Raw genomic sequence first — 23632 nt, 5'->3', positions numbered from 1 at the left:
GGATGCTGATCAGCCGCGGACCGGCTCGGCCACGCGCTGCGGCCTGATCGCGTTGCCGCCCAAGCTGCTGCTTTCCGCAACAGCGCTCTGGATGAAGCCGCCACCGAGCACGCGGGCGCGGCCGGACGCGGCATCGTAGAACACGCAGGCCTGGCCCGGCGAGACGCCCTCTTCACCGGCAACGAGCTCGACCTCGTAACGGCCGTCCGCACCGCGCAGCCAGGCCGGCTGCGGCGGCCGCGTCGAGCGCACCCGCACGAACAATTCGAGGCCCTCGCGCGCGGCCGCGTCGAGCGCGCCATCACCGATCCAGTTGACCTCGCGGAGCGTGATGCGATGCGTGCGCAGCGCCTCGCGCGGGCCGACCACGACGCGGCGGGTGGCGACGTCCAGCTTGACGACGTAGAGCGGCGCACCGGCAGCGATGCCGAGGCCCTTGCGCTGGCCGATCGTGTAGTTGGCGATGCCGTGATGCGCGCCGAGCACGCGGCCATTGAGATCGACGATCTCGCCCGGCTCCATCGCGTTCGGGCGCAGCTTGCCGATGATGTCGGTGTAGCGGCCGGTCGGCACGAAGCAGATGTCCTGGCTGTCGTGCTTGTCGGCGACCTCCAGGCCGAAACGGCGCGCGAGCTCGCGCACCTCCGGCTTGGTCATGTCGCCGAGCGGAAAGCGCAGGTAATCGAGCTGCTCGCGCGTGGTCGCGAACAGGAAGTAGCTCTGGTCGCGATCGCTGTCCGCCGCGCAGATGAGCGCGCGCGATCCGTCCGCCAGCCGCCGCGAGGCGACGTAATGGCCGGTGGCGAGCACGGAGGCGCCGAGCTCGCGCGCGGTCTTCAGGAGATCGCCGAACTTGATCGCGCGGTTGCACTCGATGCACGGCACCGGCGTCTCGCCCGAAGCGTAGCTGGCGGCGAAATTGTCGATCACCGACTCGCGGAAGCGATCTTCGTAGTCCAGCACGTAATGCGGGATGCCGAGGCGCTCGGCAACGTTGCGGGCATCGTGGATGTCCTGGCCGGCGCAGCACGCGCCCTTGCGGTGCGTCGCCGCGCCGTGATCGTAGAGCTGCAGAGTGATGCCGACGACGTCGTAGCCTTCCGACTTCAACAGCGCGGCCGTCACCGAGGAGTCCACGCCGCCGGACATGGCGACGACGACCCTGGTGTCTTCGGGACGGCCTTCGAGATCTAGACTGTTGAGCATGATCCGGTCACTGCGATCGCGGCGTCAGGCAACGGGTTCCCGGCGCGGGAACGCCTCGCATGCGCCGTCTTTGCGGATGGCTTGCTTCGGGCGATCTCCGGACAGGATGTCCTGATCGGAAACAACACGAAAGCATCTGTCTCTAATATAGGCGCACTTCCTGCGAAGCAATTGCGCCGGTCGCAGATGCCGGCGGCAAATCTTGCCGGCCGGGCAGAAATGGCGAGGACGAGGGCCGCGGCCCGCGCCCCGATTGATTCCATAAGAACCTGAATTTGTTGGCGATTCTCTGCAACCCCGGCTTGGCCCGCTCCTTGCTGAACTGCTTGGTCGAGTTCATCGCGAGAGGGTCCAAGGTGTTCAGCGTCACGTCAGACATCCAGGCAGGCACGGTTCTCAAGACCACGGCGCCGAGACAGTCCCGTCAGGACGCTCCGCAGCCGTCCGACAGCTTCTCGGCGCTGGTCGACGCCGCGACTCCGGATCCGTCGACAGCGTCGCCGCCCACCTCCGCGTCGCCGTCGCCGCGCGCCGCCAACGCTTCCACCCCGAGCCGCGAGCCGGCGCGGGCCGGCGACGCCGATCGCACCACCCAGGCCAGGTCGCAGGACAAGCCGGCGGACAAGGCCGACGGCAGCACCGCGCGCGCCGACGACAGCGGTTCGGATACCCCGGCCGACGCGACCGCCGGCACGTCGACCAAAACCGATGCGGCTGGGACCGCCGACGGCAAGACCAGCGACGGCAAGACGGGCGACAAGAAGGACGGCGATCAGGCCGGCACGGATGCAAGCGCCGCGACGACCGCTGTAGCCGGGCCGACCGTGGCCGTGCCGACGCCGGTCGCCGTCGCCATCCAGCCGGAGATCACCCTCGCCAACCCCGCCAGCGGCGATGGCACGGCGGACGGCGACGGCAAAACCAATGCGCCCGGTGCGGCCGCTCCCGTCGGAGTGCCCGGTGTTGGCCCGCAGGGCTCGGTCGATGCCGCGGCAGGCCTGCTGGCGGCCGCAGCCAAATCCTCCGCGGCGGCCAAGGATGCCGACGGAGCCGGATCCACCGCGACGACGCCCGAGACGACAGCGGCGGCCTCCGGCGACGCTGCCGCATCTGCCGAACAGAGCTTCGCCGCCGCGCTCGATGCGACCGTTCCCGGCAGCACCAAGACGACGGGCAAGCCGGGCACCCAGACCAAGACGGGGCTCGCCGACGGCGCAGCCGGCAAGGTCACCGAAACGGGCAATGGCAACGTCCAGTCCACTCAGCAGCCGGGCCATGGCGCGCTCGCGCAACAGCCGGCTGTTGCAGCCAAGCCGGACTCCGTCGAGGCCGGCGATGGGAAGGCGAATGGCAACGTGCAGGCACCGGCCTCACATGATCGCAACGCCGCGCCGACGACCAGCCAGACCAACGGGCCGGCGCCGGATCCGAGTGCACAGGCCACGGCCGCGTTGCAGCCCCAGCTGTCGACGCCGGCCGCATCGACCAGCCAGATCACCTCGGCCAACCTGACCGCGACAGCCGCCACGGCGGCCGCTGTGCCGCTTCATGGGCTTGCCGTCGAGATCGCAGCCTCCGCGCTCAACGGCAAGAGCCGCTTCGAGATCCGACTGGATCCGGCCGAGCTCGGCCGCATCGACGTCCGCATCGACGTCGACCGCAATGGCCAGGTGACCTCGCATCTGCGGGTCGAGAAGCCGGAGACGCTGGCGATGCTGCAGCAGACGGCGCCGCAGCTCCAGCAGGCGCTGCAGGACGCCGGCCTCAAGAGCAACAACAGCGGATTGCAGTTCTCGCTGCGCGACCAGAACTCGTCCGGCCAGAATGGCGGCGATTATCAACAGAATGGCAACGCACAACGCCTGATCGTGACCGAGGACGAAAACGTCCCGGTCCAGCTCGCCGGACGGTCCTATGGACGGATGTTCGGCGCGCAAGGCGGCGTGGATATCAGGGTTTAACAGGAGGCTTCCATGGCAATCGGCGACGCGATCACGGCACCCCCGCCGGTCTCGGGCACGACCAACACCAATTCGTCAACCGGCAACAGCAGCCTCGGCTCGAGCGCAGGCTCGACCATTGCCGGCAATTTCCAGACCTTCCTGACGCTGCTGACGACGCAGTTGCAGAACCAGAATCCGTTGGATCCGCTGGACACCAACCAGTTCACCCAGCAGCTCGTGCAGTTCGCCGGCGTCGAGCAGCAGCTCAAGACCAACGACCAGCTCGCATCGCTGCTCACGATGCAGCAGACGACGCAGGCGACCCAGGCGCTCGCCTTCGTCGGCAAGACAGCGGTGGTGAACGGCTCGACGACGACCATGACCAACGGGCAAGCGAGCTGGGATCTCAGCATTCCGAAGGACAGCAACCTGACGGTGAGCATCACCAACAGCGTCGGCCAGACCGTCTTCAGCGGCAAATATTCGGCGAGCGCCGGCGACAACCAGACCTATAATTGGAACGGCCAGGGCAATGACGGCACCCAATGGCCGGACGGGCAATACAAGATCACGGTGGTCGGCACCGACGCAACGAATGGTTCGCCGGTGGCCATCTCGACCCAGGTCAAGGGCACCGTATCCTCGGTCGACCTGACCCAGCAGCCGCCGCTGCTGTCGATCGGCGGCCAGACCTATACGGTGAACCAGATCCAGCGGATCGTGAGCTAGCTCCCGCCCCGTCTGAACCGATCCCGGCTGAGCTCGAACAAGCTCAGCCGCCGCGGCGACATGTCAGCGTAAGCGCCGGAAATTCTTAACCAATCATTTACCACGATTCCGCTCCCGGGGCGCAGCGCCACCGGAAGTGGCGGCGTTCGCGCATAGCGCCGGATTCGCGCCCTTCGCTTAGGCAAATTTTAAGCGAGGCGGCGTAGGGTCTTACCGTGAGTTCAGTGGTTAAGAGTTTGTGAGTACGCCATGACAGAACCCCATCGCCCGAGGGTGAAATACGTCATCGGGCCTGACGGCAGCCCGCTCACCATCGCGGATTTGCCTGCGCCAGGCACCAAGAGGTGGGTCATTCGCCGGAAGGCTGAAGTCGTTGCCGCCGTTCGCGGCGGCTTGCTGTCCCTCGAGGAAGCGTGCAGCCGCTACACCCTGACCGTCGACGAATTCCTGTCGTGGCAGTTCTCGATTGACCAGCATGGTCTCGCCGGCCTGCGCACCACCCGAATTCAGCAATATCGCCAATAAGGCGTTACCGACGCGACGGGATTTGTTCGAAAATCGGCTTGGCCCCGCCAAGCCGATTTTTTGCATGTCTACACTTTGTTAGGACCCTTTAACCATCGTTAACCATATCGAAACCTTCCCATAGGCAATAATTGCCCAGCGGTTCGATCCAACCTCCGCGCCCCCTCTGCGACTGGCGGACGTGGCGGCTGACATCGGATCGCCACCTGGAATGCGGGTGCTGGTGAAGGTTAAGGATTGAATTTCGCGATCTATGCAACCGGCCGTAAAGGCCCGCGAAGCTCACATCGCCTTTCAGCGGCCACCCGTCGAATGCCGAACTATGGGGCAGTTGCTTGCAAGGTCTCTTGGACTTCCTGAAGGGTTTGGGCGCCGCGCGGCTCACCGCCATGATCGCGGTGACCGCTGCTTTGATCGGCTTCTTCGGCTTCGTCATCATGCGCGTGACCGCGCCGCAGATGACCACCCTCTTCACCGACCTGACGATGGAAGACTCCTCCAGCATCATCAAGGATCTGGAGCGGCAGGGCATTCCCTTCGAGATGCGCAATGAAGGCAGCGTCATCCTGGTGCCCAAGGACAAGGTGACCCGGCTGCGCATGAAGCTCGCCGAGGGCGGCCTGCCCAAGGGCGGCGGCGTCGGCTACGAGATCTTCGACAAGTCGGACGCGCTGGGCACCACGAGCTTCGTCCAGAACATCAACCATCTCCGCGCGCTCGAAGGCGAGCTTGCCCGCACCATCCGCGCCATCGACCGTGTCCAGGCCGCGCGCGTCCATCTCGTCCTGCCCGAGCGGCCGCTGTTCTCGCGCGAGACCCCGGAGCCGTCCGCCTCGATCGTCGTGCGCGTGCGCGGCACCCTCGAGCCGGCGCAGATCCGCGCCATCCGCCACCTCGTCGCCTCCGCCGTCAACGGCCTGAAGCCGCAGCGGGTGTCGATCGTCGACGAGGCCGGACAGTTGCTCGCCGACGGCACCCAGACCGACATCGACCAGCAGGTCGGCGACGAGCGTCGCAACGCCTTCGAGAAGCGGATGCGCAAGCAGGTCGAGGACATCGTCTCCTCGGTGGTCGGAGCGGGCCGCGCCCGCGTCCAGCTTTCCGCCGATTTCGACTACAACCGCATCACCCAGACCTCCGACCGCTACGATCCGGAAGGCCGCGTGCTGCGCTCGAGTCAGACACGCGAAGAGCAGTCGGCGACCAACGAGAACAACGGCCAGGTCACGGTCAACAACGAGCTGCCGGGCAACCAGCAGAACCAGCCGCCGCAGCAGCCGCGGGACCAGAGCAAGAAGACCGAAGAGACCAACAATTACGAGATCTCCCGCACCACCAAGACCGAGGTCACCGAGGCCGGACGGGTCAACCGCATCTCGGTCGCGGTTCTGGTCGACGGCGCCTATTCCAAGAACGAGAAGGGCGAGCTGGTCTATCAGGAGCGCAGCAAGGACGAGCTCGACCGCATCGCCGCACTGGTCCGCTCCGCCATCGGCTTCGACCAGAAGCGTGGCGACCAGGTCGAGGTGGTCAACCTGAAATTCGCCGACGCTCCCGCGGTGCCGCAGATCAACGAGCCCACCGGCTTCCTCGGGATGCTCCACTTCACCAAGGATGACGTCATGTACGTCATCGAGCTCGCGGTGATGATGCTGCTCGGCATCGTGGTCGTGTTCATGGTGGTGCGGCCGCTGGTGAAGAAGATCATCGCCACCGAAGAGATCGCCGTCCCGGGCGGCGGCCTGCCGGCGCTCACCGACGAAACCATCCAGGCAGCCGCTCACGCCCAGCAGACCGCCAACATGATCGACGTCGCCCAGGTCCAGGGCCAGGTCCACGCTCAGTCCGTCCACCGGGTGGGCGAGCTGGCCGACCGCAACCCGGGCGAAGCCGCCGCCATCATCCGCCAGTGGCTCGCCGAGCCGCAGAGCTGACCCGATCGACGTGAACCGCCTGAACTGAAAAGAACGTAGACGCCATGTCGCTGCCGCAGACCCAGAACGCCAACGCCAACAACAACGACATTTCCACGGTCATCGCGACCTTGGCGAGCCGCCAGGCGCAGCGCGAGAAGACCGAGCCCTTGAGCGGCCCGCGCCGCGCCGCGGTGATGATGCTCGCCCTCGGCGAGCAGTACGGCGGCAAGATCTGGCAGCAGCTCGATGACGACGAGGTGCGTGAACTGTCGCTGGCGATGTCGACGCTGGGAACCATCGAAGCCGACGTGGTCGAGGACCTGATGCTCGAATTCGTCTCGCGCATGTCGGCCTCCGGCGCGCTGATGGGCAATTTCGACGCCACCGAGCGCCTGCTGCAGCAATACCTGCCGCCGGAACGCGTCAACGGCATCATGGACGAGATCCGCGGCCCCGCCGGCCGCAACATGTGGGAGAAGCTCTCCAACGTCCAGGAAGAGGTGCTCGCCAACTACCTCAAGAACGAATATCCGCAGACCATCGCGGTCGTGCTGTCCAAGCTGAAGCCGGAGCATGCCGCCCGCGTGCTCGCGATCCTGCCCGAGGACATGGCGCTCGACGTCATCGGCCGCATGCTGCGCATGGAAGCGGTGCAGAAGGAGGTCATCGAGCGCGTCGAGCAGACCCTGCGCGTCGAGTTCATGTCGAACCTGTCGCAGACCCGTCGCCGCGACGCCCACGAGGTGATGGCCGAGATCTTCAACAATTTCGACCGCCAGACCGAGACCCGCTTCATCACGTCGCTCGAAGAAGAGAACCGCGAATCGGCCGAGCGCATCAAGGCGCTGATGTTCACCTTCGACGACCTGATCAAGCTCGATTCCGCCTCGGCGCAGACCCTGCTGCGCAATGTCGACAAGGACAAGCTCGGCGTGGCGCTCAAAAGCGCCAACGAGGAGGTCCGCAACTTCTTCTTCGGCAACATGTCGTCGCGCGCCGCCAAGATGCTGCAGGACGACATGGCCGCGATGGGGCCGGTGCGGCTGCGCGACGTCGACGAGGCGCAGGCCCTGCTCGTCAACCTCGCCAAGGATCTCGCCGCCAAGGGCGAGATCATGCTCAGCAAGAACCGCGCCGACGACGAACTGGTGTATTGATGGCTCAGCCCGCGAAATTCCTGTTCGATACCGACTTCGCCGCGCCGGAGAAGGCGACGCGGGAGCGCGCTGCCGCCACCTCCGCCGAGATCGCACAGAAGGTCGCGGCCGCCGAAGCCGCCGCCTATCGCAACGGCTACGAGGCGGCGCAGCGCGAAGCCAAGGTCGAGGCCGACCGCCGCGTCGCCTCGGCGCTGGAGCAGATCAACATCCAATTGCAGGGCATCTCCGCACGCTTCGAAGGCATCGAGCAGCGGATGGAAACCGAGGCCGTCGATGTCGCGGTCGCCGTCGCCCGCAAGCTGTGCGCGGCGCTGGTCGAGGCGGAGCCGCTCGGCGAGATCTCCGGACTCGTGCACGACTGCTTCGCGCATCTGGTGGCGACGCCGCACCTCGTGCTGCGCATCAACGACGCGCTATACGAGCTCGCCCGCGAGAAGATCGAGAAGCTCGCCAAGCAGAGCGGCTTCGAGGGACGCCTCGTGATCCTCGCCGAGCCGGAGATCGCGACCGGCGACTGCCGTATCGAATGGGCCGATGGCGGGGTCGTGCTGGAGCGCGCTGCGATCGACGCCAAGATCAACGAGCTGGTCGGACGCTACATGGCGTCCAAGAAGAACTAGGCCGCCGTGGTGGCCGAGGGAGTTTAAGTCATGAGCGACAACGAGATTCCGCTTCCTGACCTCAATGCGGCGGACGCGCCTCCGCTGGGCGGGGACGTCGGCTACAATGAAGAAGAGCATGCCGCGCGCATCGCGGCCGACCTCGAGGCGGTGTTCGACGTCCCGGTTCAGGTCTCGGCCGTGCTCGGCCGCTCGAAGATGGATGTCGGCGAGCTGCTGAAGCTCGGGCCCGGCACCGTGCTCGAACTCGACCGCAAGGTCGGCGAAGCCATCGACATCTACGTCAACAACCGGCTCGTGGCACGCGGCGAGGTGGTTCTGGTCGAAGACAAGCTCGGTGTGACGATGACCGAAATCATCAAGTCCGACCGCAACTGACAGACATGACCTGCGTGCCGATCGAGAGCGGCACGACCGAATAGGAGACCAACATGCGGCTTCTCATCGTCGGAACGCTGAAGGGCCAGCTGACGACGGCCACCAAGATCGCCATGGAGAACGGCGCCACCGTCACCCATGCCGAGGACAACGAGCAGGCGATGCGGGTGCTGCGCGGCGGCAAGGGCGCCGACCTGCTGCTGGTCGACGTCGCGCTCGACATCCGCGACCTGGTGATGCGGCTCGATGCCGAGCACATCCACGTGCCGATCGTGGCCTGCGGCATCACCAGCGATGCCCGCGCCGCGGTCGCCGCCATCCATGCCGGCGCCAAGGAATACATTCCGCTGCCGCCGGATCCTGAGCTGATCGCGGCGGTGCTCGCCGCTGTCGCCAATGACAGCCGCGATCTGGTCTATCGCGACGAGGCGATGGCCAAGGTGATCAAGCTCGCCCAGCAGATCGCCGGCTCCGACGCCTCGGTGATGATCACCGGCGAATCCGGCACCGGCAAGGAGGTGCTGGCGCGCTACGTCCACACCCGCTCGGCCCGCGCCAAGCGTCCTTTCATCTCGATCAACTGCGCCGCAATCCCTGAGCACCTGCTGGAGTCGGAGCTGTTCGGCCACGAAAAGGGTGCCTTCACCGGTGCCGTCGCCCGCCGCATCGGCAAGTTCGAGGAGGCCAATGGCGGCACGCTTCTGCTGGACGAAATCTCGGAAATGGACGTGCGGCTGCAGTCCAAGCTCTTGCGCGCGATCCAGGAGCGCGTGATCGATCGCGTCGGCGGCACCCGTCCCGTCCCTGTCGACATCCGCATCATCGCGACCTCCAACCGCAACCTGGCCGACGCCGTGCGCGAGGGCACGTTCCGCGAGGACCTGCTGTTCCGGCTCAACGTCGTCAACCTCAAGATCCCGCCGCTGCGCGAGCGCCCCGCCGACATTCTCGAACTGGCGCAGCATTTCGCGCGCAAATATTCCGAGGCCAATGCCGTCCCGCTGCGGCCGATCTCGGCGGAGGCCAAGCGCATCCTCACCACCAACCGCTGGCCGGGCAACGTGCGCGAGCTGGAGAACACGATGCATCGCGCGGTGCTGATGGCACAGGGCGACGAGATCGGGCCGGATGCCATCCTCACGCCCGACGGCGCCCGCCTCGACATCGGCAAGACCCAACCCGCCGTCGCGCATGCTACGATGGCGGCGGAACAGGTCACGCGCGCCCTGGTCGGCCGCACGGTCGCCGATGTCGAACGTGACCTGATCCTGGAGACCCTGAAGCACTGCCTGGGCAATCGGACACATGCGGCCAATATCTTGGGCATCTCGATCCGCACGTTGCGCAACAAGCTCAACGAATATGCCGACGGCGGCGTGCCGATCCCGCCGCCGGGCTCCGGCGACACGCCGCGCATGCCGAGCCCCGTATAATCTGCCCATCCGGATCGTTCTCGGCGGCGCGCTGGTCCTCGGCGCGCCGCTTGCCGTTTCGCCGGCCGGTGCCGCCACGCGCGGCGTGCTGTCAGGCTGCTGGGAGCAGACGTCGCACGCACCGCTCGTCACCCCATCGTCGGGTCAGGAATGGGGCGTCAGGAGCTGGTGCTTCGCAGGAAAAGGCAAGCTGATCTCGCGAACCATCGCCTGTGACAGGGAGGGCTGCGACGGCTGGGACAATGAACGCAGCTATCGCTGGCGGCCGCCCACGCTGTCGCTATCCGACGTCGAGACGTCGCCGGATGGCGGACACATCAAAGTGTGGCGCCGCTGCCGCGTGCAGTTTCTGACCGACGATTGGATGCAGCTACAGGACTGTGAACAGTCCGCGGATCCATGGGTTCGCGAGAATACGCCGGCGCGGCGTCGCCGGGCACAGCCTCACGAATAGTTCGGCGCCTCGGGATTGCGGAAGATGTGAATGGGATCGCCGGGCGTGAACTCGCGCTGCGTCAGGACCGCGTACGCATACAGCGCGAGATAGAGGATGGCGACCGTGCCGATCGCATACAGAGCCCAGGTTCCGATCCGCTTCATGATTTCCGCTGCTGACGCCGACAGCGGCTTTTAAGGCGTCCGCAGGAAAGTTGCCAGCTCGCCCCGGAGCGTCGGAACGTTACGGCGTCAGCCGCGGATCCGGGACGCTGAAGGCCGCGAGCCGACCGTGACCGTCGTCGCGATCAACCCCGACATAGCTGCCATGCCAATACGCCAGGGCCGCCGACTGCGGCGCCACATCGATATGGACCACTTTGCCGATCACGATGGCATGGGAGTGCCGCTCGATGATCTCCTCGACCTCGCAATCCAGCGTCGCGAGCGCTCCGACGAGGAGCGGCACACCGGTGACCCGTTTGCGCCACTCCGCCCCTGCGAAACGTTCGACGCCGCGCAAGCCACCCTTACCCGCAAACCGTTCGGCCACGCCGATCTGATCCGCCGCCAGCAGATTGGCGCCAAAAACGCCCTCCCGCTGCAGAATTGGCCAGGACGAGGCGTTGCGGTTGAGGCTGACGATGATGGAGGGAGGCTCGACCGCAAGTGACGACAGCGAGCTCACCGTCATGCCGGTGACCTCATCGCCGCGTCCGACCGTGATGACGCTGACGCCTCCGACCAGTTGGCGCATCGCAGAGCGAAAATCCGGCTGGAGCGCCGTGGCATCAGGCATGTGACGGACGATGGAGTTCATTGCGTTGACCTTTCCTACCCCGTCGTGCCCGGTCCAAGCAACTGGCCCAGGATCGAGCCTTCCAGCGCCGCAAGCTCGGCGGAGCCGCGCTGGCGCGAGCGCGGCAGATCGACGCTGATGTCCTCGGCGATCCGGCCGCTCTCGATGACGAGGACGCGATCAGCGAGGGCCACGGCTTCCGCAACGTCATGGGTGACCAGGATTGCGGTGAAGGTTTGATCGGCCCAGACCCGCTCCAGCAGCCGCTGCATCGCGATCCGCGTCAGCGCGTCCAGCGCGCCGAGCGGCTCGTCGAACGCCAGCAGGCGCGGACCGCTGACCAGCGCGCGCGCCAGCGCGACGCGCTGCTTCTGACCGCCGGACAGCACCGCCGGCCATTGGTCGCGCTTGTCGGCGAGACCCACCTCCTCGAGCGCCCGCCGCGCCCGCTCATGCGCACCGGCGGCCTTGCGCTCGCGGCCGAGCCCGACCTCGACATTGGCGAGCACCCGCGCCCATGGCAGCAGCCGCGGTTCCTGGAACATGACGCGGACGTCCTCGGGCCGCGCGGCCGCTTCGCCGAAGCTGATCGTGCCCGACGTCGGCTTGTCGAGGCCGGCAATCAGCCGCAGCAGCGTGCTCTTGCCGCAGCCGCTCTGGCCGACGACGGCGACGAACTGGCCGGCCGCGATCTCCAGGTCGATGCCGCGCAGCACCTCGTTGTCGCCGAACGCCTTGCGGAGATCGCGGATCACGAGCGGCAGGCCGCGTGTCTCGGGTTGGGCCGGACTCACGCTGTGCTTCCTCACGGGGCGGAAAGCCTCAGCATGCCCGATCACATCGGGGCCGTCGATCGCCTCCACACCGGAGACGGGAATTCGGAGCGCTTGCTGCATTTCCAGAACCTCAATGCTTGCTGAAGGCCGGATGCCAGGACAGCGTCAGCCGCTCCAGCACCCGCGAGGCGCTGTCGGCGACCTTGCCCAGCAGGGCGTAGATCAGGATGGAGAGCACGACGACATCGATCTGCATGAACTCGCGCGCCTGCATCGCCATGTAGCCGAGGCCCGAGGACGCCGCGATCGTCTCGGCGACGATCAGGGTGAGCCACATGATGCCGAGCGCGAAGCGCAGGCCGACGAAGATCGACGGCAGCGCGCCGGGGAAGATCACCCGGCGAAACAGCTCGCGGTCGGACATGCCGTAGACGCGGCCCATTTCAATGAGTTGCGGATCGACCGTGCGAATCCCGTGCAGCGTATTCAGGTAGACCGGAAAGAACACGCCGAGCGCCACCAGAAACAGCTTGGCACTCTCGTCGATGCCGAACCACAGGATGACCAGCGGGATCAGCGCCAGATGCGGCACGTTGCGGATCATCTGCAGAGTGGTGTCGGTCAGCTTCGCCGACAGTCGCGACAGGCCGTTGGCCAGACCGAAGGCGAAGCCGATGCCGCCGCCGATCAAAAAACCGATCGAGGCGCGCCAGAAGCTGACCCAGATGTTGCGGCCGAGTTCGCCCGACCACAGCAGCTTCCAGCCGGCGCGCGCCACGTCGCTCGGCGCCGGCAGCACGCGTGGCGAGACCAGGCCGGCGGCCGAGGCCGCCTGCCAGATCAGGATGATCGCGAGCGGCACCAGCCAGGGGATCAGCCCATCCGCGCGCGGCACCGCGAGCCTGCGGACCTTGGGAACACTTTCGATCAGACTCATGATTGCGAGGCCCTCTGCAACGGACGGTGCTCGTTGGCGATGGTCTCGCCGAACGGGCCGGTATTGGTGCGGAGCCTGGTGACGTTGCCCGTCCGCTCCGACACATTCAAGCCAAGCTTGGGAAACACCAGCTCGGCGAAGCGGTAGGCTTCCTCGAGATGCGGATAGCCCGAGAGGATGAAGGTATCGATGCCGAGATCCTGGTACTCGCGGATGCGCGCCGCCACCGTGTCGGGATCGCCGACCAGCGCCGTGCCGGCGCCGCCGCGGACCAGGCCGACGCCGGCCCACAGGTTCGGGCTGATCTCGAGCTTGTCGCGTCGGCCGCCGTGAAGCTGCGACATCCGCTGCTGCCCGACCGAATCCATGCGGGCAAAAATCTTCTGCGCCGAGGCGATGGTGTCGTCGGTGACGTGCTTGATCAGGTCGTCGGCGGCCGCCCACGCCTCGTCATTGGTCTCGCGCACGATCACATGCAAGCGGATACCGAACGACAGCTTGCGGCCGCGACTGTCGGCGACGGCCTTCACCTTGGCGATCTTGGCCGCGACATCGGCCGGCGGCTCGCCCCAGGTGAGATACTTCTCGACGGTGTCTACCGCGACGTCGATGCCGGCATCCGACGAGCCGCCGAAGAACAGCGGCGGCCGCGGCGACTGCACCGGCGGGAACAGCAGCCGGCCGTCCTCCACCGTGATATGCTTGCCGCTGAAGTTGACCGCCTCGCCTTCGAGCAGCGCGTTGTAGACGGTCAGGAATTCGCGCGTGACCTCGTAGCGCTCCTCATGCGACAGGAAGATGCCGTCGCCTTTGTTCTCGACCGGATCGCCGCCGGTGACGACGTTGACCAGCAGCCGGCCGTTGCTGACGCGGTCGAGCGTCGCGGTCATGCGCGCGGCCACCGCCGGCGATTGCAGGCCGGGTCGCACCGCGACGAGATAGCGCAGCCGCTCGGTGAACGGCGCCACCGCCGAGGCCACGATCCAGGAATCCTCGCAGCTCCGTCCTGTCGGGATCAGCACGCCGTAATAGCCAAGCTGATCGGCGGCCTGCGCGACCTGGCGCAGATAGTTGAAGTTGACCTCGCGGCCGCCCTGCGAGGTGCCGAGATAGCGGCCGTCGCCATGGGTCGGCAGGAACCACAGCACGTTGGGCTTCGAAGCGTTACTCATGTCAGTCTCTTTCGGATTGGGATGGCGATCAGGCGTCAGGTGGACGGCGTCCACTTCCAGACGATGTCGCTGACGTTGACCTGTTTCGGAATGAGGCCGACGCGGGCGAACCGATCCGCCACCGCCTGCTGGCTCCTGATGATGTCGTCGTCGAGCGGCACGACGCTGTAGACCGAACGGTCGACGAAGCGCCTGACCGCCGCGATGTCGACGCCGGTCGCCTCGGCCTGCGCCTTGGCCACCTCGTCGTGATGGCTGTTGGCCCAGATGCCCTCGGCGGCGAACGCGGCGTTCAGCCTGGCGACGATGGCGGGATACTTCTCAACGAAGTCGGAGCCCACGATGTAGAACGAGTTCGGCTTATGCACGTCCTTGTCCCACGCGATCACCCGTGCATTCTCCTTCAGCTCGGCGAGCGCGAGGTACGGATCCCAGATCGACCACGCGTCCACCGAGCCCTTGACGAAGGCCGCGGTGGCATCGGCCGGCGCGAGCGGCGCCGGCGTGATGTCGCTCCACGACAGGCCCGCCTTCTCGAGTGCTGCGACCAGCAGATTGTGCGCGCTCGAGCCCTTGCCGAAGGCGACGCGCTTGCCCTTGAGATCGGCAAGCGTTCTGATCGGCGAATCCTTCTGCACCACGATCGCCTGGCTGCTGCCGTTCTGCTTGACGGCGGCGGCGTAGCGGATCTTGGCGCCCGCGGCCTGCGCGAAGATCGGCGGCGCGTCGCCGACATAGCCGAAATCGACGCTGCCGACATTGATGGCCTCAAGCAGCGGCGGACCGAACTGGAAATCGACCCAGACGATCTCGATGCCGAGAGGCTTGAACGTCTCCTCGATGGTGCGGCGCGCCTTCACGGCGGGGAAGAAGCCGCCCTTCTGGGTGCCGATGCGGATCTCCTTCGGCCTGTCCTCGGCGCGCAGCGGCGCCGCGCAGCTCATCACCGCAGCTGATGCCAATGACAGTTTGAGAAAATCGCGACGCTTCATTGCCCTCTCCGACCCTTGCGCATCCGCATTGATGCGATGCAAGGGATGATGGTGGCGGGCGAAACGCGTGTCGAGCACCCCGGAAAAATAGCGATGCTGGTCCTGTTTCGTCACACGGCGAAGGGATGTTCGTATCGAGACGCCCGTGCAAAGCAGCGAGAATTTCTCGCGATCGACAACGCGATCACGGGTCTTCACAGACCATCAACCACGATCGCACCGGCATGCTCGCCGATCCGCGACCAATCGTCCCCGCGGTTCCGCCGCTTGATCCAGGTCAAGCCTTTGGCAAGGCTTCCTTGCTTAACGTTGGAACAGGCGCGGCCCGGATGCCGCAACCCCTCCTGAACCTCCCCCTAGCCGAGAATTCTCTCATGTCGCTCATTGGCGGCGATGCGAACGCGCGTGCGCGTCGCAGACGCATGGAAATTTTTGCCTTCCTGTTTCTCACTGCCGTGCTGATGCCTGCGCTCGCGGTCGCCACTGTCGGCTCCTACGGACTCACGGTGTGGGTCTACCAGATGATGGCCGGACCGCCCGGGCCGCCCGCGGCGCACTGATCGGAAGGACCCCGCCGTGCTCTCACACCGCACCTCCCTCGACCGGCGCGCGCTGATCACCGGCCGCGTCCTCACCGCCGATCCCGTCGTCGCACCAGCCAAGGGCGAGATCGCCAGCATCATCGTGCAGACCCGGCCCGAGCAGCTCGACCGCGTCGCAGCCGACATCCTCGCGCTGTCCGGCTGCGAGATCCACGGCCGCGACATCAGAGGCAAGCTGATCGTCGTCGTCGATGCGCCCGATGCCGGCGCGCTCGGCGCCACCATGAACCGGATCGGACTGCTGCCGCACGTGCACTCCGCCTGCCTCGTCTTCCACGCCATCGACGCCGGCTAATCACACGAGACTCCAATGACCGACATGAAGATCGATCGCCGCCAGATGCTGAAGCTGGAAGCCGCCGCGATTGCCGCGGCCGCCGCCGGCATGCCGAGCGCCTCGCTCGCGGCGAACCTCGTCACCGAGCGCGAGCAGAGCGAGCTGAAATGGGACAAGGCCGCCTGCCGCTTCTGCGGCACCGGCTGCAGCGTGATGGTCGCGACCAAGGACAACCGCGTCGTCGCCACCCATGGCGACATCAAGGCCGAGGTGAATCGCGGCCTGAACTGCGTCAAGGGCTATTTCCTGTCCAAGATCATGTACGGCCATGATCGCCTGACGCACCCGATGCTGCGCAAGACCAACGGCAAGTACGACAAGAACGGCGAGTTCACGCCGGTCACGTGGGACGAAGCCTTCGACATCATGGCGCAGAAGTACAAGGAGGCGCTCAAGAAGCGCGGGCCCTCCGGCGTCGGCATGTTCGGCTCGGGCCAGTGGACGATCTGGGAAGGCTATGCGGCCTCCAAGCTGTTCAAGGCCGGCTTCCGCTCCAACAACATCGATCCCAATGCGCGGCACTGCATGGCGTCGGCCGTGGCCGGCATGATGCGCACCTTCGGCATCGACGAGCCGCCCGGCTGCTACGATGACATCGAGGCCACGGACGCGTTCGTGCTGTGGGGCTCCAACATGGCGGAGATGCATCCAATCCTGTGGACCCGCGTGACCGATCGGAGACTGTCGACGCCGCATGTCAAGGTCGCCGTGCTCTCGACCTTCGAGCACCGCTCGTTCGACCTCGCCGATATCGGCATGGTGTTCAAGCCGCAGACCGACCTCTACATCCTCAACGCCATCGCCAACCACATCATCACGACAGGCCGCGTCAACAAGGACTTCGTCCAGGCGCACACGGTGTTCAAGAAGGGCCAGACCGACATCGGCTATGGCCTGCGGCCGGAGCATCCGCTGCAGAAGAAGGCCAAGGGCGCCGCCAACCCGAACGACGCCACCGACATCTCGTTCGACGAGTATGCGAAGTTCGTCTCGGACTACACGCTGGAGAAGGCCGCCGAGATGTCCGGCGTGCCGCTGAACCGGCTGCAGGCGCTCGCCGAGCTCTATGCCGATCCGAAGACCAAGGTGGTCTCGTTCTGGACCATGGGCTTCAACCAGCACACCCGCGGCGTCTGGTGCAACAACCTCGTCTACAACATCCATCTTCTGACCGGCAAAATCGCCGAGGCCGGCAACAGCCCGTTCTCACTGACCGGGCAGCCCTCGGCCTGCGGCACCGCGCGCGAGGTCGGCACCTTCTCGCACCGTTTGCCCGCCGACATGGTGGTCACCAACAAGGAGCACCGCGCCAAGGCCGAGCACATCTGGCAGCTGCCGGAAGGTACGATCCCGGACAAGCCGGGCTATCACGCGGTGCTGCAGAGCCGGATGCTGAAGGACGGCCTGCTCAACGCCTATTGGGTGCAGGTCAACAACAATTTGCAGGCCGGCCCCAACGCGAACGAAGAGACCTATCCGGGCTTCCGCAACCCCGACAATTTCATCGTCGTCTCCGACGCCTATCCGTCGGTGACCGCGCTCGCCGCCGATCTCATTCTGCCGACGGCGATGTGGGTGGAGAAGGAAGGCGCCTATGGCAATGCCGAGCGCCGCACCCAGTTCTGGCACCAGCTCGTCTCGGCGCCGGGCGAGGCGCGCTCCGACCTCTGGCAGCTGATGGAGTTCTCCAAGCGCTTCAGGATCGAAGAGGTCTGGCCCGAGGAGCTGATCGCCAAGAAGCCGGAGGTTCGCGGCAAGACGCTGTTCGACGTGCTCTACAGGAACGGCCGGGTCGACAAATTCCCGGTCGACCAGATCGAGCCGGGCTATGCCAATGACGAATCCAAGGCGTTCGGCTTCTACGTCCACAAGGGCCTGTTCGAGGAATACGCCTCGTTCGGCCGCGGCCACGGCCATGACCTGGCGCCGTTCGAGGCCTATCACAAAGAGCGCGGCCTGCGCTGGCCTGTCGTCGACGGCAAGGAGACGCGCTGGCGTTTCCGCGAGGGCTCCGACCCTTACGTCAAGTCCGGCACCGGCGTGCAGTTCTACGGCTTCCCGGACGGCAAGGCGCGCATCTTCGCCCTGCCCTACGAGCCGCCGGCGGAATCGCCGGACAAGGACTATCCGTTCTGGCTGTCGACCGGACGCGTGGTCGAGCACTGGCATTCCGGCACGATGACCCGCCGCGTGCCCGAGCTCTACAAGGCGTTCCCCGAAGCCGTCTGCTTCATGCATCCGGACGATGCCGAGGCCGCGAACTTGAGGCGCGGCGACGAGGTCAAGGTCGCCTCGCGGCGCGGCTTCATCCGCGCCCGCGTCGAGACCCGCGGCCGCGACAAGCCGCCCCGCGGGCTCGTCTTCGTGCCGTGGTTCGACGAGTCCAAGCTGATCAACAAGGTGACGCTCGACGCCACCGACCCGATCTCGCTGCAGACCGATTACAAGAAATGCGCCGTGCGCATCGAGCGGGTGTGACGATCATGATCAAGAGACTTGCCATGATGCTGCTCGCGGCCAGCCTTGCGGCCGGCTCGAGCGCCCTGCTCGCCCAGAGCGTCTCCTCGTCGCTGCGCGGCCCCACGCCGCTCAATGACGAAGGCCCGGCGCCGCCGATGCAGCCGACGAAGAACACCGCCGAGAAAGAGGTGCGCAACTATCCGGAGCAGCCGCCGGTGATCCCGCATTCGATCGACGGCTATCAGGTCGACATGCAGGGCAACAAATGCCTGTCCTGCCATGCCCGTGCTCGCATCGCGGAGTCGAAGGCGCCGATGCTGTCGATCACCCACTTCATGGACCGCGACGGCCAGTTCCTGGCGTCGGTGTCGCCGCGCCGCTACTTCTGCACCCAGTGCCACGTGCCGCAGAGTGTCGCCAATCCGCCTGTCAGCAACGACTTCGTCGACATCGACACGCTGCTGGCGCACGACAAGCCGGGTGGCAAGCGATGAGCAGCGCCGACATCCCGGAGGGCGCCAAGGCACCCGTCCCCGAGCAGCAGCTCGGCCTTGCCGGCCGCGCCTGGCAGTTCATTCTCGACCTCATCGACGTGCTGCTGAAGCCGAGCTCCGTGTTCGGGCTCGGCGTGCTGGTGCTCGCCGGCTTCCTCGCCGGCGTGATCTTCTGGGGCGGCTTCAACACCGCGCTCGAGATCACCAACACCGAGAAGTTCTGCACCGGCTGTCACGAGATGAAAGACAACGTGTTCGCCGAGCTGAAGACGACCGTCCATTTCTCCAACCGCTCCGGCGTGCGCGCCAGTTGCCCGGACTGCCACGTGCCGCACAACTGGACCGACAAGATCGCGCGCAAGATGCAGGCCTCCAAGGAGGTCTGGGGCCATCTGTTCGGCTCGATCAACACCCGCGAGAGGTTCACCGACCGCAGACTGGAGCTCGCCTTGCATGAGTGGGCGCGGTTCAAGGCGAACGACTCGCTCGAATGCCGCAACTGCCACAGCTCCCAGTCGATGGACATCACCAAGCAGTCGCCGCGCGCCGTCGAAGCGCATCAACGCTTCCTGTTCACCGGCGAAAAGACCTGCATCGACTGCCACAAGGGCATCGCGCATCATCTGCCGGACATGAGGGGCGTGCCGGGCTGGCAGTAGTCGACTTCTCTGAATGGCCGAGCCGTCGCCGCGCGCGCAGTCGGCTCCCCTCCCCCTTGTGGGGAGGGGTTGGGGAGGGGGCCCACACGGGCGGTGTCGCCCGGAGCCCCCCTCCCCAACCCTCCCCCACAAGGGGGGAGGGAGCACACCGTACGCGCCGCACGCTTTCGGCCTCCATTCTCTGAAGCGAGGCACCCCTGCCTTAGCTAGCGCTTGATCTCCCCGCATCAGCCCTTAGGTTCACGGAACGTCCCCGAGTCGCCGCGCGGCTCCATCCCTGTGAGCCATGACCACCTTCTCCCCGCATCAGGATTCCGCGCTGAAGGCCGTCGGCGATTGGCTGAAGGCCAAGCCCGGCCAGAGCGGCACGCCACAAGTGTTCCGGCTGTTCGGCTATGCCGGAACCGGCAAGACCACGCTGGCCCGCCACATCGCCGAGGGCGTCGACGGCGAGGTCAAGTTCGCGGCCTTCACCGGCAAGGCGGCGCTGGTGATGCGCAGCAAGGGCTGCGACAACGCCTCTACCATCCATTCGCTGATCTATCGCGCGCAAGAAACCGGCGAGGAGCAGCCGAACTTCGAATTGTGGGACGACGCGCCGGCCTCCAAGGCCAAGCTGATCATCATCGACGAATGCTCGATGGTCGACGCCGATCTCGGCCGCGACCTGCTGTCATTCGACTGCCCGCTGCTGGTGCTCGGCGATCCCGCGCAGCTGCCGCCGGTCAAGGGGGGCGGCTTCTTCACCGACAGCGAGCCGGACGTGATGCTGACCGAGGTGCATCGCCAGGCCAAGGACGATCCGATCGTGCGGATGTCGATGGACGTGCGCGAGGGCAACACGCTCGACGTCGGCCGCTACGGCGAGAGCGAGGTGGTCGAGCGCCGCGAGCTCGATCCGTCCCGCGTCATGGAGGCCGACCAGGTGCTGGTCGGCCGCAACGCCACCCGACGCGCCTACAACAACCGCTTCCGGCAGCGCCTCGACATCGAGGACGCCCTCCCTGTCGCCGGCGACAAGCTGGTCTGCCTGCGCAACAACCGCAAGAAGGGCCTGTTCAATGGCGGGCTGTGGCGGGTGAAGTCGCGCGCGACCTCGAAGTCCAAGATCGTCACCATGCGGGTCGCGCCCGACGAGGATCTCGGACGCAAGGTCACGAAAGTCTCGGTGCGCGGCGAATGCTTCGCCGGCGGCATCGAGGACATCCCGTGGGAGCAGCGCAAGCCCTATGACGAGTTCGACTACGGCTACGTGCTGACCGTGCACAAGTCGCAGGGCTCGCAATGGGACGACGTCGTGCTGTTCGACGAGAGCTTTGCCTTCCAGGAAAGCCGCGCTCGCTGGCTCTACACCGGCATCACCCGCGCCGCGAAGCGGCTGTCGATCGTGGTGTAACGCCGGCTTTACCGCGCGAGACGATTTTGCTCGCCTCGCTGGTACCCACCTGCGGCAGGTTGATCCACGTCAACCTGACGCAGGGTCCTTGGCGGATAAAGATCGATTCACATCTCTGTTAAACCAGCAGCAGACGGCGGGATCGTATGGCAAAGTCCAACACCACGAAAGGCAAGACCAAAGGCAAGTCGACGAAAGACAAGGCTTCCAACGGTCAGCGCCGCAAGCGCGCGAGCGCCACGGCGCGTGTCGCGCGCCGGCAGTCCGCAGCCAAGCTCGATCCGATCGGTCAGTCGCTTGTGGACGAATCGATGCAGGCCGCGCAGATCACCGAGCTGTCGGCGTTCGAGACCGTGCTCAACGGTCCGCCGGCCCTCGACCCCAACTCCGCGCCGGTCAGGGCGATGCTGGACGGCGCCGCGCCGGACGATGCCAGGCTGATGAAGGCGCTGATCGAGGGCAAGGCCAAGCCCGACAAGCGCCACACCTCCGACGAGCTCGCCGACAATTGGCGCCAGGGCGGCTACCCCTACAAATTCCGCATGTACCGCAAGGACTATGAGGAGCAGAAATTCATCCTGCAGACCGAGCTGTTGAAGCTGCAGAACTGGATGAAGGATGCGCGCCAGCGCCTGGTGCTGCTGTTCGAAGGCCGCGACGCCGCCGGCAAGGGCGGCACCATCAAGCGCTTCATGGAGCATCTCAATCCGCGCGGCGCCCGCGTGGTGGCGCTGGACAAGCCGAGCGACGTCGAGCGCGGCCAGTGGTACTTCCAGCGCTATGTCGAGCATCTGCCGACCGCGGGCGAGATCGTGCTGTTCGACCGCTCCTGGTACAACCGCTCCGGCGTCGAGCGCGTGATGGGCTTCTGCTCGCAGATCGAGTACGACGAGTTCCTGCGCCAGGTGCCGGAGTTCGAGCGCAACCTCGTGCGCAGCGGCATCCACCTCATCAAGTTCTGGTTCTCGGTCAGCCGCGACGAGCAGCGCCGCCGCTTCAAGGAGCGCGAGGCGCATCCGCTGAAACAGTGGAAGCTGTCGCCGATCGACACCGCCTCGCTCGACAAATGGGACGACTACACCCGCGCCAAGGAGGCGATGTTCTTCTCCACCGACACCGCCGACTGCCCGTGGACCGTGATCAAGTCAGACGACAAGAAGCGTGCGCGGCTGAACGCGATGCGCTGCGTGCTGCATTCGCTGCCCTATGCCGGCAAGGACGTCTCGCGCATCGGCCAGGTCGACGACCTCATCGTCGGCCGCGCCAGCGTGATCCACGAGCGCGAGGAGCACGCGAGCTGAGCCACCCCGCTCAGCGCCGATGACGCCGGTGCGGCCTCGCCATATCGGCCGGCCGCATCGCTGCATTGGCATTCGGAAGGCCCGGCGCGCCGCGACGGGCCAACTCCGCCTGTGCCGCCGGCGTCAGCGTGCCGCCATTGAGCACGTCGCGTTCGGGATGCATGGCCTCATAGGCCGCCGGCTCGGAGAATTGCGCCGATGCCGCGGTCACCGCCAGCGTCGACATCAGCAGAGCTGCCGCCAGGCTCCTGAATATGATCATGATCGGTCTTCCCTCTGTGGTGCACCAATTCACGCTTGCGATCATGTAGGCGGGCGAAGGCTGCCCTCCTATCACGACTGCGCGAGCCGATAACCCTTCGTGAGCGCGCTCATGTCTCAGAGCTGGCGAAGGGATGACTCGTGCCGACGGTCCGACGCGTCACCGCCGCAGCGGCAGCCGATCATACGGGCTGAGACGGGCCCGCGGCGGAAACACGAGCACCGCGCCGGAGGCGCGCTCCATGCCCATTTTCCCCGCCGGCGTCAGCGCGCCGCCGTTGAGCACGTCGCGATCAGGATACATCGCCTGAAACGCCCCAGGCTCCTGCTCGCCGAAAAACCAGCCCTGCGCCGATGCCGGCGCAACAGTGGCCATCGACAGCAGCAAGGCTGCCGCCTTTGATTTCCAGGATGTCATGATTGTTCTCCAGGTTCTCAGGATGCGGAGATCACGCACGCGATTGATGCCCTGGTCAGAGCCGTCATCAGCGAGGCACGACCGCCTCTGTATTGACCGCGGAGGAAACGAAATATTCGCGGCGTCGTCGCCTCGCCGGGATCACGACCGCGAGACCTGAACCACACCATCATTCGAGGATCGACGAAGCGTGACGTCATCGTGAGTTCGTGAACGAGATGGCGCGCATCCGATGACCTCACCCCGTCGTTGCGAATTTGATGGCTGCCGACGATGCAGGATCGGTTACCGCGCCCAGCACCGCCCTGCAGCCCGTCGGGCAAATCGGCCGGCGACGACAAAAGCTGTCAAGGTCTTCTGAAAAACATAAATCATTTCGTGCTCTGCCCAAATCAGGCTTATGATGCCTGCGTTTCGTTGCACGGCAGGGGACGTATCGCGATCGTCACGGACGTTGGCAGCGGAATGCGATGGACGCGACATGTTGCAGCGGGTCCTGGACCTGCCGACGAACGGCATGGCGCGGACGGCGAAAGCGTGTGGTCCTGGCCTCCCGACGCTGAGGCCAAGCTGGCGGTGATGATCCGCCGGCGACGGGGGCAAGAGAGCCGGTCCCCGGGGAGCAACTGTCTTTTTTGTAGACCGGTGATCGGCCGGCCTCAAGGCTGGCGCGAAGGCGCGCC

24 protein-coding genes are annotated in these 23632 nt (G+C 66.0%); 15 read left to right on the top strand and 9 right to left on the bottom strand.

Annotation, left to right across the window (positions count from 1 at the left end; all coding sequences use genetic code 11):
- Positions 1–9: 9 nt before the first annotated feature.
- Entirely contained in the window at positions 10–1206 is a 1197-nt protein-coding gene (mnmA, locus tag ACQR1X_RS28625; protein ID WP_316182371.1) for a tRNA 2-thiouridine(34) synthase MnmA, read from the bottom strand.
- A gap of 356 nt (positions 1207–1562) precedes the next feature.
- Here mnmA and ACQR1X_RS28620 point away from each other — a divergent pair, with 356 nt between their 5' ends.
- The 8 genes from ACQR1X_RS28620 to flbD all read left to right on the top strand — a co-directional run bounded on the left by ACQR1X_RS28620 (position 1563) and on the right by flbD (position 9910).
- Positions 1563–3167, top strand: a complete 1605-nt coding sequence (locus tag ACQR1X_RS28620) for a flagellar hook-length control protein FliK (protein ID WP_434900125.1) — start codon at positions 1563–1565, stop codon at positions 3165–3167.
- Positions 3168–3179: 12 nt separating this feature from the next.
- Complete coding sequence (locus ACQR1X_RS28615) at positions 3180–3878, top strand: flagellar hook capping FlgD N-terminal domain-containing protein (protein WP_315803359.1); 699 nt, start codon at positions 3180–3182, stop codon at positions 3876–3878.
- Between the two features lie 249 nt (positions 3879–4127).
- The gene (locus tag ACQR1X_RS28610) at positions 4128–4403 is read left to right on the top strand and encodes a DUF1153 domain-containing protein (RefSeq protein ID WP_002714638.1); all 276 of its coding nucleotides are present in this window, start codon (positions 4128–4130) and stop codon (positions 4401–4403) included.
- Positions 4404–4738: 335 nt separating this feature from the next.
- On the top strand, positions 4739–6337 hold the full coding sequence (gene fliF, locus ACQR1X_RS28605; protein WP_315803358.1) for a flagellar basal-body MS-ring/collar protein FliF: 1599 nt from the start codon (positions 4739–4741) through the stop codon (positions 6335–6337).
- Positions 6338–6381: 44 nt separating this feature from the next.
- Entirely contained in the window at positions 6382–7476 is a 1095-nt protein-coding gene (gene fliG / locus ACQR1X_RS28600; RefSeq protein WP_315714167.1) for a flagellar motor switch protein FliG, read from the top strand.
- Positions 7476–8099 carry a FliH/SctL family protein gene (locus tag ACQR1X_RS28595; protein ID WP_316182367.1) on the top strand — a complete coding sequence of 208 codons (624 nt, stop codon included), beginning with the start codon at positions 7476–7478 and terminating at the stop codon, positions 8097–8099. The genes fliG and ACQR1X_RS28595 overlap by 1 nt, the downstream gene beginning before the upstream one ends.
- Before the next feature lie 30 nt (positions 8100–8129).
- Complete coding sequence (fliN, locus tag ACQR1X_RS28590) at positions 8130–8477, top strand: flagellar motor switch protein FliN (protein WP_015669138.1); 348 nt, start codon at positions 8130–8132, stop codon at positions 8475–8477.
- 53 nt (positions 8478–8530) lie between these two features.
- Positions 8531–9910, top strand: coding sequence for a sigma-54-dependent transcriptional regulator FlbD (flbD, locus tag ACQR1X_RS28585; RefSeq protein ID WP_315803356.1), 1380 nt, complete (start codon positions 8531–8533; stop codon positions 9908–9910).
- Positions 9911–10354: 444 nt separating this feature from the next.
- On the opposite strand, the gene ACQR1X_RS28580 is transcribed toward flbD, so the two are convergent.
- The 6 genes from ACQR1X_RS28580 to ACQR1X_RS28555 form a co-directional block, all read right to left on the bottom strand.
- Complete coding sequence (locus ACQR1X_RS28580; protein WP_284421132.1) at positions 10355–10510, bottom strand: hypothetical protein; 156 nt, start codon at positions 10508–10510, stop codon at positions 10355–10357.
- A 79-nt stretch (positions 10511–10589) separates the two neighbouring features.
- Positions 10590–11165, bottom strand: coding sequence for a flavin reductase family protein (locus tag ACQR1X_RS28575; RefSeq protein ID WP_315803355.1), 576 nt, complete (start codon positions 11163–11165; stop codon positions 10590–10592).
- A 14-nt stretch (positions 11166–11179) separates the two neighbouring features.
- The gene (locus ACQR1X_RS28570) at positions 11180–12040 is read right to left on the bottom strand and encodes an ATP-binding cassette domain-containing protein (protein ID WP_434840046.1); all 861 of its coding nucleotides are present in this window, start codon (positions 12038–12040) and stop codon (positions 11180–11182) included.
- A 10-nt stretch (positions 12041–12050) separates the two neighbouring features.
- The gene (gene ssuC / locus ACQR1X_RS28565) at positions 12051–12857 is read right to left on the bottom strand and encodes an aliphatic sulfonate ABC transporter permease SsuC (RefSeq protein ID WP_434900091.1); all 807 of its coding nucleotides are present in this window, start codon (positions 12855–12857) and stop codon (positions 12051–12053) included.
- A complete protein-coding gene (ssuD, locus tag ACQR1X_RS28560; protein WP_434881286.1) occupies positions 12854–14029 on the bottom strand; it encodes an FMNH2-dependent alkanesulfonate monooxygenase in 1176 nt (391 codons plus the stop codon). The genes ssuC and ssuD overlap by 4 nt, the downstream gene beginning before the upstream one ends.
- A 35-nt stretch (positions 14030–14064) precedes the next feature.
- Positions 14065–15021, bottom strand: coding sequence for an aliphatic sulfonate ABC transporter substrate-binding protein (locus ACQR1X_RS28555; protein ID WP_316217465.1), 957 nt, complete (start codon positions 15019–15021; stop codon positions 14065–14067).
- A 374-nt stretch (positions 15022–15395) separates the two neighbouring features.
- Here ACQR1X_RS28555 and napE point away from each other — a divergent pair, with 374 nt between their 5' ends.
- The 7 genes from napE (at position 15396) to ppk2 (ending at position 22270) form a co-directional block, all read left to right on the top strand.
- Positions 15396–15581, top strand: coding sequence for a periplasmic nitrate reductase, NapE protein (gene napE / locus ACQR1X_RS28550; protein ID WP_316182353.1), 186 nt, complete (start codon positions 15396–15398; stop codon positions 15579–15581).
- Between the two features lie 16 nt (positions 15582–15597).
- Entirely contained in the window at positions 15598–15918 is a 321-nt protein-coding gene (locus tag ACQR1X_RS28545; RefSeq protein WP_315803349.1) for a chaperone NapD, read from the top strand.
- 15 nt (positions 15919–15933) lie between these two features.
- Positions 15934–18438, top strand: coding sequence for a nitrate reductase catalytic subunit NapA (napA, locus tag ACQR1X_RS28540; protein ID WP_434900090.1), 2505 nt, complete (start codon positions 15934–15936; stop codon positions 18436–18438).
- Positions 18439–18461: 23 nt separating this feature from the next.
- Complete coding sequence (locus ACQR1X_RS28535; RefSeq protein WP_316237569.1) at positions 18462–18914, top strand: nitrate reductase cytochrome c-type subunit; 453 nt, start codon at positions 18462–18464, stop codon at positions 18912–18914.
- Positions 18911–19573 carry a NapC/NirT family cytochrome c gene (locus tag ACQR1X_RS28530; protein WP_434900089.1) on the top strand — a complete coding sequence of 221 codons (663 nt, stop codon included), beginning with the start codon at positions 18911–18913 and terminating at the stop codon, positions 19571–19573. Before ACQR1X_RS28535 ends, ACQR1X_RS28530 begins: the two co-directional genes overlap by 4 nt.
- Positions 19574–19859: 286 nt before the next feature.
- The gene (locus ACQR1X_RS28525; RefSeq protein ID WP_315803345.1) at positions 19860–20969 is read left to right on the top strand and encodes an ATP-dependent DNA helicase; all 1110 of its coding nucleotides are present in this window, start codon (positions 19860–19862) and stop codon (positions 20967–20969) included.
- A 146-nt stretch (positions 20970–21115) separates the two neighbouring features.
- Positions 21116–22270 carry a polyphosphate kinase 2 gene (gene ppk2, locus ACQR1X_RS28520; RefSeq protein WP_434900088.1) on the top strand — a complete coding sequence of 385 codons (1155 nt, stop codon included), beginning with the start codon at positions 21116–21118 and terminating at the stop codon, positions 22268–22270.
- A gap of 10 nt (positions 22271–22280) precedes the next feature.
- Here the strand turns inward: ppk2 and ACQR1X_RS28515 are convergent, their stop codons facing one another.
- A complete protein-coding gene (locus ACQR1X_RS28515; protein WP_315803343.1) occupies positions 22281–22532 on the bottom strand; it encodes a hypothetical protein in 252 nt (83 codons plus the stop codon).
- A gap of 159 nt (positions 22533–22691) precedes the next feature.
- Positions 22692–22949: a hypothetical protein gene (locus ACQR1X_RS28510; protein ID WP_316237571.1), complete on the bottom strand. Its 258-nt coding sequence runs from the start codon at positions 22947–22949 to the stop codon at positions 22692–22694.
- Positions 22950–23632 lie beyond the last annotated feature (683 nt).

The sequence above is a fragment of the Bradyrhizobium sp. HKCCYLRH3073 genome (assembly GCF_051167995.1).
GTDB lineage: Bacteria > Pseudomonadota > Alphaproteobacteria > Rhizobiales > Xanthobacteraceae > Bradyrhizobium.
The sequence above is the reverse complement of the archived record's forward strand: the minus strand, read 5'-3'. Positions and strand labels throughout refer to the sequence as shown.